Source organism: Maribacter aurantiacus (assembly GCF_005780245.1).
Taxonomy (GTDB): domain Bacteria; phylum Bacteroidota; class Bacteroidia; order Flavobacteriales; family Flavobacteriaceae; genus Maribacter; species Maribacter flavus.
Genome location: NZ_VBUK01000010.1, coordinates 58,692 through 72,872, shown reverse-complemented (window position 1 = coordinate 72,872; position 14,181 = coordinate 58,692). Strand labels below are relative to the sequence as shown.

The following is a 14,181-nucleotide window of genomic DNA, read 5'->3' as shown; positions in this document are numbered from 1 at the left end:
AAAGTTCTTTTTCAAAGAATGCCTCGAGGGCTTGCCCCGAGGTAGTTTACTTATAAATTAATAAATTAATGAACTGCTTTATGAAATTAAGAGTATTACTTTTCCCGATTCTTTTTAGTTGTTTTTTTGTGCTCCGTGGCCAAGAAGGTCACTCCTTGGAAGGAAGATGGAACCTTACCATCTCACAAGAAGGTGCGGATTTGCCAAGCTGGTTGGAGGTCATGCATTCTGGAAACAACACTTTAATTGGTAGGTTTACCTACGCTTTTGGAAGTGCGAGACCAGTAGCCGAGGTTAAAAAATTTGGGGATGTTTTCCAATTTCAGATTCCGCCACAATGGGAACCTGGAGCGGCCGATATGGAATTTCAATTTAAAATGGTAGGGGAAGTATTGGAGGGAACCATGGTATATACCAATGGTAAAACCTATTCCTGGACAGGACAAAAGGCACCGGAGTTGCCTTATTATGAAGACCAAAATATGGGTAAGAAAATAGACCTCTTCAATGGAAAAAATCTGGACGGTTGGGAGATTAAGGACGGTAATCAATGGAAAGTGGTCGATGGTATCTTGAAGAGCGATACATCTGGGGTGAATTTAGTATCCAAAGAAAAATTCAAGGATTTTAAAATACATGTGGAGTTCAAATATCCAGAAGGAAGTAATAGTGGGCTATATTTAAGAGGAAGGTATGAGGTCCAGATTGCGGACAATATAGGACTGTCCCCGGCGTCCATTTATTTTGGGGGCGTATATGGGCTACTCACACCCAATGAAAATGTAGCAATGAAAGCAGGAGAGTGGCAAACTTTTGATATCACGTTGATCGGCAGAAGGGTGACCATAGTTGCGAATGGCAAAACCGTCATTGACGGACAGAATATCCTAGGTATGACGGGTGGCGCTTTGGACAATCATGAAGCCGAAGCAGGCCCCATTATGATACAAGGTGATCATGGTCCCATAGAATTCAGAGCAATTGAAATCACACCAATAACAGCGAAATAAGTAAAAGTAAAGAGACGGTCTAAAAAGTCATTTCCAGTGTCAATTCGAGCCCTCGGAAAAAAAAATCGTTTAATTGTGAATGACATTTTTTTTGAACGGAGTGTGTAGATTTCAATGGTGGTTCAATGCTTATAAATTAGAGTTGGTATTGTCCGTTGAAAATCAGCAATATTGAACGAAGGGTTGGAAGTGCGTTGCGCTGGCACGACGCATGTAAACCCGATAGTGAATGGTGCGCAGCAATTGCCTATTTTCAACTTGATTTTTTTGCTTCGTTTTTTTATCAAGAAAAAAATGAAGGGAAAGCCACTAGTATAGATGCCATCTAAATATCCGGCAATTTTTATGTTAAGAATTATTTCATTGGTAGCGAAGTTGAGAATTATAACTTATTGGTTTTAAACGCATCTCGACTTCGCTCGATGTGACATATGAATAGAATTGTGACTTTTTAGACAGCCTCTTTTTATGCTTCCCAATCCAACTGGGATATTATTTTCAATGCTTTTGCTTCTTCGTCCTTATGTACATATATTTCAGAGATATGGGGCAAAGGTGTGCCAAAACCCGCTAGTCTGGCCGACTCACTTTCACTTTTGACAATCGGGCTTATATCATTTTCCTGTAATAATTGTTCCACACGGTCACTTTGGGTGACATTTCCTCCAAATACTTTTATATAATCCGATTCCATATTCTTACTTGCTTTAAAATTTTAATCCAACTTGTCCCCCAAAGGCGCTTATAACAATTATTTTACAGTACCGATTATAGCCTTCAAGTGTTCATTAAAGTTACTTAAAGTTCCACTAAGAACCGATATCTGCTCCTTGGCTTCGGACCAGTTTTTTTGTTCTATCGCTTCCCGAACCCCAGGCAGGGTTTTCACCCCATAACCCGTGTAAAATCCTGGGGCATAAATTTGATGTTTGAACCAGGGCCTTCTTGGCAATCCATCTTCTGAAGTAAGCTTGTGCTCGGCATCCATCAACAGCGCATTGAGTTTCTCCTTTTCCGTCTTGGAAAGTTTATGTAAATCAATGGAGCTATACGCATCAATGGTTGATTTTAATTCGCTCAGCACATTTTGTAGCGGAGAAAAGTCCAAATAGGGAACAGGTTCCTTTCGCTCAGGGGCTTTAATGTTCTCCCTGGGATCCAATGCCAATTCGAACGCATTTCTGTCGATGAGTTTATTATGTTTTTCTACAGATGTACGCATTTTTGCGGTTTCTTCCATGATTTCCTCCAAATAACCGGATACTGTTTTGTACCATGCGGAAAAATCCAAGGGAATAATATCCGCATTGGCCAATCGTAAGGTAATCCTTCCGGCGGTGTTGGCGAGGGCAACCCCATAGGCAAACTCGGGATCTTTAAATCTTTTATAATGGGGATAGGTGTCGTAAATGGTATGGTATTCGCCTCCTTCGTTTTCCCCACCAAAACCTAGATTCAACGAAGCGATACCGGCGTGTTGGATAAAGGGCGTATAATCTGACCCAGAACCTAGGGCATAGAGTTCAAAAGTATCGTTGCCACCGTTTACCATATCCCTGGCTATCCTCCGTTCCTTGACGGAAACCTTTGTTTGAGGATCCGTAACCGCTCCGGCAACCTCGCTTACCATCGATTGCAGGGAATGTGAACCTCCCACGCCCAAAAAGCCGCGGCCATTGCCATCGGTATTTATATACGCAACCACTTTTTCCTGAAGTTCCTTTTTGTGATCCTCTACCCATTCCGTAGAACCTATAAGTCCAGGTTCCTCCGCATCCCAAGCACAATACACCAAGGTTCTCTTAGGTTTTTGTCCTTTTTTTGCCAATTCCCCTACGGCACGGGCTTCTTCCATAAGGGCTACCATACCGCTTACGGGGTCATTGGCACCATGTACCCATGCATCATGATGATTTCCCCGTACCACCCATTGATCTGGGAATTCAGTTCCTTTCATGGTGGCAATAACGTTGTGTGCTGGAACGAGTTGCCAGTCAAACTTCAGCTTCAAATGGACTTTGGCCTTTCCCGGCCCAATGTGGTAGGTGATGGGCAAACCACCACGCCAAGATTCCGGGGCAATGGGCCCCTCCAGAGCTTCCAATAAAGGTTGTGCGTCTTCATAGGAAATGGGCAGCACGGGAATTTTGGTAATGGTAGGAGCCTCCTCCTTCGTTAGCCTTTTGGCATCTTTGGTAGCGCCATAGCCGGGGGTCAGAACATCTCCGGGATAAGTTGGCATGTCCATTACGGAACCACGCTGTACTCCCGTCTTATTTTTGAAGGCACCCTTTGGATATACATCCCCACGTCCATAGCCATCATCTTGTGGGTCCGAATAAATGATACATCCAATCGCCCCATTTTCGGCGGCCAGTTTTGGTTTAATTCCGCGCCAACTTCCCTGGTATTTTGCAATTACAATTTTACCCTTTACGCTGATACCCAGTTTTTCAAGTTCCTCATAATCCTTGGGAATACCGTAGTTTACGAAAACGAGTTCGCCTTCCACGTCACCATCCGTTGAAAAGGCATTGTAGCTGGGCAGTAGGGCATCACCTTGGGCAGTGTAGGGGTCGCCCTCCACAGGAACCGCTGTCAGTTTAGCTTTATACTGCGTAGGTTCGGTCAACTCCAAAACCCTTTCCGTGGGATAAGGGAACAGGACATGGTAGGTTTCTATTTTGGCGTCGTATCCCCAAGACTTGAATTGGTCCCGCATCCATTTGGCATTTTCCTCACCAAATTTGGTGCCTACCCAATGGGGTTCGGCACTCATTTTCTGTATCCAATTGTCAATGTTGGTGACCTTGAGTTTTTCTTCAAAGGCTTTTTCAAGTGCCTGTTGTTCGATGGCACTTTTTTCGGAAAACCCCAGGATTGAATTTTGGGCATTTCCAAACGAAACAAAAATCAACAGTAGCAATAAAGTAATGGTATATTTCATAATGGTGTTGATAGATATTCTGAGAAAGTTACCTAATAATTTTAGAATTTTCAATAGGGTTGCAAAGAAGAAGCGAGCACTATTCCAGATGTATCGTTTTTCCCGACTTGGAGCTATCAACCGAAGCCTGTAAAATTTCCATGGCAATCATGTTGTTTTCCAAGGTATACGGACCATATCTCTCCAACACCAAACTTCCGTTGATAACGGCAGCCAGTACCGAAAAAGGGTCATCGTAAGGAACTGGCCTGTCCTTGAAGAACAGTGTTTCCTCAGTATAAGAACTGTAGCCTGTAGAAAGTCTAATACGCAACTGATTGGCATTCTCAGAATACAGGGCGCCCGTTTCGCCATAGAGTTCCATATCCTTTCTTCCAATGGGCCAATTCCATGAGGGTTCCAGAATTGCCATGGCAGTATCATAGGTGATAATTATGGTGGCATCATCGTCTACATTTGGATTGTTTTCGGGTTGTAGTTGTTGGGTCACGGCAGTCACGGAATTCGGCTTTTTACCTTTCATCAACCAAGTCATTAAATTAGCCCCGTAGCAACCAAAATCCATAATTGCACCACCACCGTTTAGATCGGGATCCGTAAGCCATTCCAGAAATTCCTTGGAAACCCCAATTTTCTTGGGGCCTTTGTGCCCGTCCCTGATGATTGCTTTTCGTAGGCCACCAATTTTACCTTCCTCTAAAAGACTTTTTGCCTTGAAATTGGTCTCGTACCAAGAGGTTTCATAGTTTGTCAACAAATGAATACCATGTTTGTTGGCCAAGGCTTCCATTTTTTTTGCATCTTCGAGACTAACGGCCAACGGTTTTTCTACCATTACATGAACCCCTTTTGGGGCACAGGCTTCCACTACGGAAAGATGATCTTTTATGTTGCCGAAGGCCGCTACGGCATCCGGTTTTGCAGCTTTTAGCATTTCATCCATACTATTGTAGACGATGTCCATGGAGAAGCCATATTGTTCGGAAAGTTTTTGGGCCAATTCCCTGTTTTTCTCGTAAATACCCACCATGTTGATATCCGATTTATGTTCCCTGCCTAAAATCCATCCGACGTGTCCGTGGGTAAGACCGGCGATACCTAATTTTAAAGGTTCTTCTTGGGCGGATAAAGAAACGTATAGAAGCAGAGAAATAATTATCACAAATGCAGTTTTCATATCGGTATGGCTTTTCCCCAAAGATACCAAACTTAAATTGAGCTTATGATAATTTAATTAACAGACCTGACAGGTTTCGTAAACCTGTCAGGTCTAACATTCATGATGGTTTTTGAAATCCTATCAAAATTAAAACTCCATCGGTACTTCCATAATCAGGAATTTGGCATCGTTCAATGCCTGGAACGTTATAGAGTCCGCATCCCAAATCCCAAATCCGTCCCTAGCATTTAAGGTTGTGCCCTCGACACTCACCTCGCCTTCCAAAACAAAAATATAGGCCCCGTTTTCTTCGGATTTTAAAGCGTAGGTTTCCGATTGCCCTTTGTCAAAATCGCCCATATGGAACCATGCATTTTGATGTATCCATACACCTTGGTCCTTCGGATTTGGGGAGAGGACCTGATAAAGCTTATTTTTCACCTTTAGGTCGGATAGCGAAATCTGGTCATATCTGGGTTGCACGTTTTCTTTATTAGGGATGATCCAAATTTGTAGGAATTTGACCAGCGAATCCATATTGTTGTTGAATTCACTGTGTTCCACGCCGGTACCTGCGCTCATGACCTGAATATCACCTTCCCTAATTACCGTGGAATTGCCCATGTTATCCATGTGCTTCAAATCGCCTTGCAAGGGTATGGAGATGATTTCCATATTGCTATGTGGGTGCCTCCCAAATCCGCGACCTGCAGCCACGGTATCGTCGTTTAAGACCCTCAATGCTCCAAAATTCATGCGATTGGGGTCAAAATAATTGGCAAAACTAAAACTGTGATACGAATTCAACCAGCCATGATCGGCATGGCCCCTGCTGTCCGCTTTATGTAATATCGTTTTCATGTGTTAATTTTTATTGTTTTTTATAGGTCACATGTAATTCGCCATCCCAATAACTTTTTGGACATGTCGGTAGGTATCAAGGCTTGTTATGGCTCATTTTATGTGTAGTTATTTTTCACCTTAGTCGAAAAAGTATCGTTTTTTTTACAATGTCCATTACTTCTCGATACCTCCGTTCGGCCCCTTTTTTTGCTTCTGGTCAAAAATTTGTGTTTTTAAGTAGGGTGCCCACAAATTAGATTGTTTTCTTGTTGAAGATTGATTTCACGATAAAATTAATGATCGATTTTTTCGTTTGGGGATTGTAAAGTACAAACAAGAATTTAGGCTATGAAATTTAAACTTTTTCTTTTGTTTTTTTGCTTAAACCTTTCCGTTTCCTTTGGACAAGATTTTAATAATGCCGCAAAACATGTTGGTGCCGGAGTGGTCATTGGTGGAGTAGGTGGCTATACCGCCCACAAAATCTTTCCTGGCCAACGGGGCTGGACCTGGGCAGGTGCCGTTGGCTCGAGTTTGGCCGCCGGTCTTGCCAAGGAAACGTATGACAAGTCCAATTCTGGTTTATGGCAAACAGATGATGTGTTGTATACCACACTGGGCGGGGTAATATCCGGACTGGCCTTGGAACTCTTGTTTAAAAATACATATCGTAGAAATGGTCGCTCCGGAAAGGGATGTGGTTGTCTTGTTGCTGACGGTTCAAACAATGCGACCCCTATTTTTATACCTGTTGTTTCGGAAAAAAGCTCGAGAGATATTCAATCCCAAATTCAAGTATCCTTCTTTTTGGAATAAGAAGTTGTTTTGCCTTTTCTTTAAATTGAATAAAAATAGACTTTTTGTGTCTCCCAGGTATCGTTTGGCATCTTTATTCAAAAGCCACACGGGGCTATCTATTAAAAGCTGCGGTCTATTTCTTGCTCCTTAGCCCTGCCATGCAGATAAAAAAGGGTTCTATATCGTTTTGTGGGGGAATGGTTTTAACAATTCGGAGCCAATCTAAATCAAAACGGATTTTTTATTTTTCTTTCCTTCATTTTTCCTTGATGAAAAACGAAGCAAAAAATCAAGACGGGACGAGGAAATTGCTGCGCACCGCTCGCTTAGGGGCTTGCATGCGTCGTGCTTTGCACCGCAATTTCAGCCCGTCGCTCTCTATTTCTGCGCCCCGCCGTTCCAAACCCGAAAACACAATCGAATCTACGACCATCATAAGATTACGCAAGGTCACCGCCGGAGTTATGAATTTTATCGGGCCATTAAACCCTTAATTTCTATCTGCCATCCGCAGGAAGGTTTGATTCAATTCAAAAAATTTGAACCACTTCTAAGGTTTTATAAAATTCCCCTCGCCTTGATTTCAAGGTATTTGTTGATGGCCTTTATGGTCAGTTCTTCAGGTTTGGTCAAAATGGTCTGTATACCATACTTTTCCAGTTCCTTTTGCATCAATTTTTTATCCAGGGAGAACTTTTCTGCAATGGTTTTATGGTAAATGGCCTGCATATCCTCGGCATCGGTATGGATAAGTTTTTCCAATTCGGAGTTTTCAAAGAAGATGACCACCAGTACATGTTTTTTTGCCATCGCCAAGAGGTAGGGCAGTTGTCTCCTTAGTGCTGAAATATGCTCAAAATTGGTATACAGCAACAAAAGGCTTCGGTGGGTTATCTTTCGTTTTATGTGTCCGTAGAGCAATCCAAAATCGGAATCCGTAAAAGCGGTGCCAATATTGTACAGTTTTTCCAGTATGGTGTTAAGGTGGGTAATCTTTTGAACGGCCGGTACATAGGTTTCAATATTTTTTGAAAACGCGATCAACCCGGTTTTATCATTTCGTTTGAGGGTCACATTGGAAAAGGCCAGACAGCTATTAATGGAGTAGTCCAAGAGTTTTAATTCGTTAAACGGCATCTTCATCACCCTTCCCGTATCAATGATGGAATAGATGGGCTGCGATTTTTCGTCCTGATACTGGTTTACCATCAATTGATGTTGTTTCGCCGTTGCTTTCCAGTTCAAGGTTCTAATATCGTCCCCTTGTACATATTCCTTTATCTGCTCAAATTCTTGGGTATGCCCTATTCTCCGAATCTTTTTTAGGCCGATGGTCGTAAGTCTTTTGCTGATGGCCAAAAAATCAAATTGCTGCATCTGTATGATGGAGGGATACACAGGCACCATTTGGTCTTTTTGAAAACTGTATTTTCTTTTGATGATGCGCAAAGGCGAGGAAGCAAAGACAATCAGGTTTCCAAAAATATATTCCCCCCGGTCCACTGGGCGTACCTCATAATCGAACTGTTTTTTTTCACCCTTGATGAGCGACGTTTTAAATTCGAAATCCCTTTTTTGAAATTGAAGGGGCAATTCGTCAATAATGGAAACATAGGTCCTAAATACATATCTTGTTTCGAAGGTGATTTTTATTGGGTTTATGTCACTGTTGGAGAGTTTTTTGGGAAGTTTTCTTTCGGCTTTTATGTTCTGACCCGATGCATACAATAAAAAAATATCAAAAAGAAATAGACCAATAAGCAGTAGCGTCAAAAGCCATGCGATGGGGTAGAGTGGTTTGACCCAATAGGAAAGCACAAAACAGCCCGAAAGGACCGCGAGGTACCTAAAAAAGATGTTATGTATGTAAAAGGACCTTATAAAGTTCATTTACCTAGGTATTTCCACGCTTTCCATGATCATTTGCACGACATTCTCCGTGGACATGCCTTCCATTTCCCGTTCCGGGGTTAGGATGACCCTATGGTTCAAAACCGGAAACATGGCTTTCTTCACATCTTCCGGGGTAACAAAATCCCTGCCGTTAATGGCCGCAAATGCCTTGGCGCTGTTCAAGGCGGCAATCGAGGCCCTTGGTGAACCGCCCAGATACAGATGTGGATGGTTTCGGGTTTTGGCAACGACCTCAGCGATGTACTTGAAAATCTTTTCCTCCACAACCACTTCCTGAATCTGTCCCTTGAAAATCGCCAATTGTTTTGGGTCGAGAATATCCTTTATCAACGTTTGGGGCTGTGACCCCTTGCGTTCGTGGTGGGTCTTTAAAATCAAGATTTCCTCCTCTGTTTTTGGGTAGTCTATTTTAATCTTAAAAAGGAAACGGTCCAATTGCGCTTCGGGTAGGGCATAGGTTCCCTCTTGTTCAATGGGATTTTGAGTGGCCAACACCATGAACGGGGCCGCCATGGGATACGTAGTGCCGTCCATGGTCACCTGCCGTTCCTCCATGGTCTCGAACATGGCCGCTTGGGTCTTTGCGGGTGCCCTGTTTATTTCGTCAATCAATATGATATTCGAAAATATTGGACCTTTTTTAAACTCAAAGTCGGTAGTTTTTGCATTGAATACGGATGTCCCCAGGATATCACTGGGCATAAGATCTGGCGTGAATTGAATCCGACTAAATTCTGTTTTCAATGTCTTTGCAAAGAGCTTTGCCGTAATGGTCTTGGCAACCCCGGGAACACCTTCAATCAAGACATGGCCATCCACCAAAAGTGACACGATCAAGAGTTCTATAAAGTTTTCCTGACCTACGATTACCTTGGAGAGTTCCTGTTTGATGTCGGCTACCGCCTTTTGCAGCTCGGCCAAGGGAATCCGGCTGTCAAAACCAAGTTCTTCCTTTTGCTCCTCGTTATTTTCCATCATTTTTAGATTTAAATTTCTGAATCAGATTATTGAGTTGTTTGAGTTGATGTTCCGATACTTGGTCGCTCGACCTTAGCTCGTCCATCAGCTTAAAAAGTGACTTGGTATCGGCAAGGGAGTTACCACTGCGTGCCGATACACTTTTGTAAAATTCCTCCTCCTTGGTAACGTTTCCAAGATAGTACCGACTCCTGATATCGTGGAGGAAATAATTGATTTTATGCTCCGCAATGGATTTTGTGTCCCCTTTTTCAAAATACATGTCCGAAATGGTTCGGGTGAATGCAAGCGTCTGGTTTTGAAGCGGTTTCACAACGGGTATGGGGCGTTGCTTTCTTTTTCCCTCAAATATGATGTAGATCAGCCCTCCAATAAGTACGAGATAATAGGCCCATTTCAATTCTTTGGTGTTCAGAAATATGTACATGGGCGAGGTGTAGAAGGACTTTCCACTTTTGTAATAGTTGTCCATATAGACATGCTTCTCTTGTCCAAAATAGGAAAGTAAACCGGCCGTGTACTCCCTGTTGTCATCCTCCAGAATAAAGTAATTTGTAAAGGCCTTGGGAAAGGTGGATAGTATAATTTCACCTTTACCGAACGGACTTTTTATGGCCGTTACCTCCCTGGATTTTTTGTCATTTCCCTCCTCGAGTAGTTCCACGGTGGCCAATGCGACGGAGTTAATGGTGTCGATTGCTTCAAAGACGGTCACAAAGCTTTCCTTTTTATACGCATAGGTTTTACCACTTTTTAAGTTAGGATTTTCCAATCGATGTTCCTGATCCTGGGTCACCTCAAAACCGGCATATCGGGTTCCGAGTTCAAATCCTAACGTGTCCCTAAGGGTTTCCTCAAAACCTTCAGAAGCAATGAGTAAGGTATTGCCTTCTGCGGTCCATTCCAAGAGTCGGTTCAGCTCGGCTTCCTCAAAAAATACGCCATTGTTCACAAATGCATAGATGCCTTTTTTGGATGGCATATCCGCCAAAAACTCGAAAGGAGGGACATGGACCTGTTGCACTTTTTCCTTGAAAACCAAGTTTTCCATCAAATCATTTACAACAAAAGTACCGTAGGGAATTGTGTGGGTACTCACATAGGACTCGAACCAATTGATGTTCTTTGGTTTGTTGTACTGCAAAAGCAGCAACCCGGCTATTAGGATTACTGCGGTCACTATGTAGCTAATCCCTTTTTTACGCATTGGAGACTTGTTTTTTTAGCGCAATAAAGGCATTGGCCACACGGTTGTATTTGGTTTCGTCCAATGGAAAATCACCGTACCAGATGTAATTATAAAATTTGGTAGTGGTTTTGAAGGTATCCTTTAAACCCGTTGAGTTTATTTCGGTTAGGTAGTCTTCGTTGGTTTTCTGCAACTCCCATTGAATGATTTCCTTATCGGTCATCAACCGTAGTATCCATAGATAATTATAGCGTATCGCAAGCCTGTAATTCTTTTCGGCCAAGGCTTTTTCGATCAAGGACTCTATGTTCTCGTTCTTGATGATTTGCTCCTCTTCGGACAGATGCACCAAAGAATTGTTGTTTTTAGTATGGATCAAGGAACGGGCATGCACGTTCAGGAAAAACTTGATCAGGATAAAAATCAGGATTCCCAAAAGGAGATACGGGAGAATTTGAAGAAAGGCATTGAAGGCCCCGGTGGCCTTTTCGATGCCGAAAATCCACTCGAACAACCTCATGAATATCCTGCCTAACCAATTCTTGAAAGAAATCCACCAATCCGGAGCGCTCTTTTCAACGACTTCATAATCGAACTTTGGGTTGTCCCGAAAGGACTCCAAGTCAGAATCGCTTATGATTATAGGAGCGATTTCCGTGGTGTCGTATTGTACGACCAAAGAATCCTGCTGGGCCAATAGAAAATCGGTCAGAAATAAAAATAGTACCAATAGGACCCGTTTCGGCATATTATTCTTCGGCTGTTTTTCCTAGATTTTCTATTTGTTCAAAGGTTCCGGTGAAGTTCTTTTTCTCGTTGAGGTTGAAGTAAATAAGTGTTAGGGAAATGATGCTGATAAGGTTCAACAAAAATTGGGCTACGGTACCTATGATATTAAAAAGTATATATATAGGGTCTGTGGTCATTTCAAAGACGTTTTCGGCGTCCACCTCCCCCGAAAGAATGCCCATTTTTGCCCATTGATACACCACCGCGGGCAGGGAGAAGGCCAAGGCCGCTATATATAGGATAATCCCGATGACGAAGATGGTGGCAAAGGATATCCACCATTCGTCCTTTACCAACTTAAAACTGTAGCTATAGGAATCCGATGCGCCCATTTTATCAAAGACCATGATGCTGAAGGACAGTGCCAAGGGTACGTAAAGATAGACTCCTGGTAAAATACAGATCATGAGGCCTACTAGTATGGAAAGGCCAACCATGATGCCCAATCCTATAAAACTCCAGAAGCTTCCGTAAACCTCTTTTCGTATGGTATTGAAATCTGTGGTGCCCTTACCATTGGTGTAGGATTTTATGTAGTGCAGTACCGTAGATTGTGACATGGTGTACAATACGATAATCGATAGGACATATACAAGCCCAACCACGAAAATGGTGGCAATGCTTGCCGCGCCGCTTTCATTTTGAAGCATAAAAGTGAAACCATTCCCAATAAAATATAGGTAGGCTACTAGGGCAACGATCATCGCAGCAAGGAAGGGGCCTACAATTTTGAAAAAAGTACTGAAAAAGGGTTTGAACTCGGCCCTAAGAAAAGCAAAGGTGTCCGAGATAATTTCCCCAAGATCCCGCTGCTTTTTGAACTCAATGTAATTTGGCTTCATGTAATCTATGTCTTTTGTTTATTTGGTTTGGGTATATAACGTAGTAGAAGAGAATTAGTGCAAGGGACCCTAAAATAATCAAGATGGCCAGCCAGTCCGGCATTTCCGTGTGTCTGGTTACAAAACCTTCCAGGAAACCCGCGACTACAAAAAAAGGAATGGTACTTACCATGATCTTAAGTCCATTTTTGACCCCTCTTTTAAAGGATTCCAGTCGGGTAAAGGTGCCGGGGAACAACATACCGTTGGCAAGGACGAGACCGGCGCAACCAGCGATAATTATGACCGATATCTCAATGGTGCCGTGGATCCAAATCGTACGCACTGACTCCCACAGCAATCCTTTCTCGTAGAAAAAATATTGAAAGCTGCCCAGCATGATCCCATTCTGTAACATGACCACCAATGTACCTACGCCCAGCATGATGCCGTATACAAAGGCAATCAAGGCTACCCTAATATTGTTAATGGTGATTCCCAGGAACATATTGAACTCCCCCATTTGCTTGTAAACCGCCATGGGGTCGCCCTTTTCGATGTTTTCAAGGGTCATGTTCACATAGGCATCTCCCAATATGGAACGGACAAAATCCCCTTCATTGGCAGCCGAATAAGCACCTACAAACGAAAAGAACAGGAACACCAGAAAAGCGATGAGCAGCTCCCGGTGATGGTTTTTGAACATTAGGGGGAATTCCGTTTTCCAGAAGGTGATGATGCGGCTTTTGGACTCCCTTTTTGTCTTGTATATTTTCTGATGTGCCTGTGAGGCGAGGGAATTGAGGTAAAACTCGGTATTGCTCTTTGGGTAGAAGGTTTTGGCGTAGCTCAGATGGTCCGTAACCTCTATGTATAAATCGGACAATACATTTGGGTCCAGATTCGTTTTGTTAGCCAAGGCGCTTTCAAAAGTTGACCATTTGTCCTTATTTTGCTTTACAAAGGCGGCTTCGCGCATTGACTACTTGGTTTATACCAAAGAAACAAAAGAATGGAACAATTTCAAATAGAAACAGCCCAAAATATAAGCATTGCCCAAAATACGGCACACCTTGGCGACCGCATCTTGGCCTACATTATTGATACCCTTATCATCGTTATTTATTACGTGCTGATGTTTTGGCTGCTATTGGCCTTGGATGTGGAACCGGGCGATTCTTGGGCCATTTATTTGCTCATGAGCCTTCCCGCCTTCCTATATTATTTTTTGATGGAGACCTTTATGGATGGGAAGACCATAGGAAAGCATTTTATGGGTATACGGGTGGTCAAACTGGATGGAACCAAACCCGGGTTTTCCAGTTATTTTATCCGATGGATACTACGGATGTTGGACATTACCTTGACCTCCGGCGGTGTTGCCGTTTTTACCATTTTAATACGCGGTAAGGGACAACGCGTGGGGGACATTGCGGCGGGAACTACCGTAATCAGCGAAAAACGAAGGGTGTTCTTGAGGGATACGCTTTTACGGGACTTGCCCTCTGATTATACCCCAAAATTTCCTCAGGTTACGGTCTTTAAGGACAATGAAATGCAGACCATCAAAAATCTATACGATAACGCCCGAAGAAATGGAAACCACAAGGTAATTTTATCCCTGAACAACCGAATAAAAAAAGTCACGGATATAACCAGTGATTTACAGCCCATGGAGTTTGTGGACATCGTTATCAAGGATTACAGTTATTATACGCAGCAATTGTAGAAGT

At 42.8% G+C, this 14,181-nt stretch carries 13 protein-coding genes; 3 read left to right on the top strand and 10 right to left on the bottom strand.

Going from position 1 to position 14,181, the window contains the following annotated elements; all coding sequences use genetic code 11:
- The first annotated feature begins 80 nt into the window (after positions 1-80).
- Positions 81-1,010, top strand: a complete 930-nt coding sequence (locus FEK29_RS14825) for a 3-keto-disaccharide hydrolase (protein WP_138259217.1) — start codon at positions 81-83, stop codon at positions 1,008-1,010.
- Positions 1,011-1,476: 466 nt separating this feature from the next.
- Here FEK29_RS14825 and FEK29_RS14820 read toward each other — a convergent pair whose 3' ends face one another.
- The 4 genes from FEK29_RS14820 to FEK29_RS14805 form a co-directional block, all read right to left on the bottom strand.
- Positions 1,477-1,704: a putative signal transducing protein gene (locus tag FEK29_RS14820; protein WP_138259216.1), complete on the bottom strand. Its 228-nt coding sequence runs from the start codon at positions 1,702-1,704 to the stop codon at positions 1,477-1,479.
- 57 nt (positions 1,705-1,761) lie between these two features.
- Positions 1,762-3,957: a transferrin receptor-like dimerization domain-containing protein gene (locus FEK29_RS14815; protein WP_138259215.1), complete on the bottom strand. Its 2,196-nt coding sequence runs from the start codon at positions 3,955-3,957 to the stop codon at positions 1,762-1,764.
- Between the two features lie 79 nt (positions 3,958-4,036).
- Complete coding sequence (locus FEK29_RS14810; protein ID WP_138259214.1) at positions 4,037-5,134, bottom strand: Gfo/Idh/MocA family protein; 1,098 nt, start codon at positions 5,132-5,134, stop codon at positions 4,037-4,039.
- 129 nt (positions 5,135-5,263) lie between these two features.
- Positions 5,264-5,977: a pirin family protein gene (locus tag FEK29_RS14805; RefSeq protein WP_138259213.1), complete on the bottom strand. Its 714-nt coding sequence runs from the start codon at positions 5,975-5,977 to the stop codon at positions 5,264-5,266.
- A 330-nt stretch (positions 5,978-6,307) separates the two neighbouring features.
- Here FEK29_RS14805 and FEK29_RS14800 point away from each other — a divergent pair, with 330 nt between their 5' ends.
- Positions 6,308-6,775: a hypothetical protein gene (locus tag FEK29_RS14800; RefSeq protein WP_138259212.1), complete on the top strand. Its 468-nt coding sequence runs from the start codon at positions 6,308-6,310 to the stop codon at positions 6,773-6,775.
- A gap of 540 nt (positions 6,776-7,315) precedes the next feature.
- On the opposite strand, the gene FEK29_RS14795 is transcribed toward FEK29_RS14800, so the two are convergent.
- From FEK29_RS14795 to FEK29_RS14770, 6 genes are read right to left on the bottom strand one after another with little or no spacing between them, the layout of a single operon-like run.
- Positions 7,316-8,647, bottom strand: coding sequence for a DUF58 domain-containing protein (locus FEK29_RS14795; protein ID WP_138259211.1), 1,332 nt, complete (start codon positions 8,645-8,647; stop codon positions 7,316-7,318).
- Entirely contained in the window at positions 8,648-9,646 is a 999-nt protein-coding gene (locus FEK29_RS14790; protein ID WP_138259281.1) for an AAA family ATPase, read from the bottom strand.
- Complete coding sequence (locus tag FEK29_RS14785) at positions 9,636-10,856, bottom strand: DUF4350 domain-containing protein (protein ID WP_138259210.1); 1,221 nt, start codon at positions 10,854-10,856, stop codon at positions 9,636-9,638. Before FEK29_RS14785 ends, FEK29_RS14790 begins: the two co-directional genes overlap by 11 nt.
- The gene (locus tag FEK29_RS14780; RefSeq protein WP_138259209.1) at positions 10,849-11,586 is read right to left on the bottom strand and encodes a DUF4129 domain-containing protein; all 738 of its coding nucleotides are present in this window, start codon (positions 11,584-11,586) and stop codon (positions 10,849-10,851) included. The genes FEK29_RS14785 and FEK29_RS14780 overlap by 8 nt, the downstream gene beginning before the upstream one ends.
- Before the next feature lies 1 nt (position 11,587).
- A complete protein-coding gene (locus FEK29_RS14775) occupies positions 11,588-12,469 on the bottom strand; it encodes a hypothetical protein (RefSeq protein WP_138259208.1) in 882 nt (293 codons plus the stop codon).
- Entirely contained in the window at positions 12,450-13,427 is a 978-nt protein-coding gene (locus FEK29_RS14770) for a stage II sporulation protein M (protein ID WP_138259207.1), read from the bottom strand. Before FEK29_RS14770 ends, FEK29_RS14775 begins: the two co-directional genes overlap by 20 nt.
- Before the next feature lie 33 nt (positions 13,428-13,460).
- Between FEK29_RS14770 and FEK29_RS14765 the strand changes: the two genes are divergently transcribed.
- The gene (locus tag FEK29_RS14765) at positions 13,461-14,177 is read left to right on the top strand and encodes an RDD family protein (protein ID WP_138259206.1); all 717 of its coding nucleotides are present in this window, start codon (positions 13,461-13,463) and stop codon (positions 14,175-14,177) included.
- Positions 14,178-14,181 lie beyond the last annotated feature (4 nt).

Excerpts from the sequence above, each read along its gene's own strand:
- FEK29_RS14790 (WP_138259281.1), bottom strand. The coding sequence starts at position 9,646 with ATGGAAAATAACGAGGAGCAAAAGGAAGAACTTGGTTTTGACAGCCGG.
- FEK29_RS14815 (WP_138259215.1), bottom strand. The coding sequence starts at position 3,957 with ATGAAATATACCATTACTTTATTGCTACTGTTGATTTTTGTTTCGTTT.
- FEK29_RS14820 (WP_138259216.1), bottom strand. The coding sequence starts at position 1,704 with ATGGAATCGGATTATATAAAAGTATTTGGAGGAAATGTCACCCAAAGT.
- FEK29_RS14805 (WP_138259213.1), bottom strand. The coding sequence starts at position 5,977 with ATGAAAACGATATTACATAAAGCGGACAGCAGGGGCCATGCCGATCAT.
- FEK29_RS14825 (WP_138259217.1), top strand. The coding sequence starts at position 81 with ATGAAATTAAGAGTATTACTTTTCCCGATTCTTTTTAGTTGTTTTTTT.
- FEK29_RS14785 (WP_138259210.1), bottom strand. The coding sequence starts at position 10,856 with ATGCGTAAAAAAGGGATTAGCTACATAGTGACCGCAGTAATCCTAATA.
- FEK29_RS14770 (WP_138259207.1), bottom strand. The coding sequence starts at position 13,427 with ATGCGCGAAGCCGCCTTTGTAAAGCAAAATAAGGACAAATGGTCAACT.
- FEK29_RS14810 (WP_138259214.1), bottom strand. The coding sequence starts at position 5,134 with ATGAAAACTGCATTTGTGATAATTATTTCTCTGCTTCTATACGTTTCT.
- FEK29_RS14765 (WP_138259206.1), top strand. The coding sequence starts at position 13,461 with ATGGAACAATTTCAAATAGAAACAGCCCAAAATATAAGCATTGCCCAA.
- FEK29_RS14780 (WP_138259209.1), bottom strand. The coding sequence starts at position 11,586 with ATGCCGAAACGGGTCCTATTGGTACTATTTTTATTTCTGACCGATTTT.
- FEK29_RS14795 (WP_138259211.1), bottom strand. The coding sequence starts at position 8,647 with ATGAACTTTATAAGGTCCTTTTACATACATAACATCTTTTTTAGGTAC.
- FEK29_RS14775 (WP_138259208.1), bottom strand. The coding sequence starts at position 12,469 with ATGAAGCCAAATTACATTGAGTTCAAAAAGCAGCGGGATCTTGGGGAA.
- FEK29_RS14800 (WP_138259212.1), top strand. The coding sequence starts at position 6,308 with ATGAAATTTAAACTTTTTCTTTTGTTTTTTTGCTTAAACCTTTCCGTT.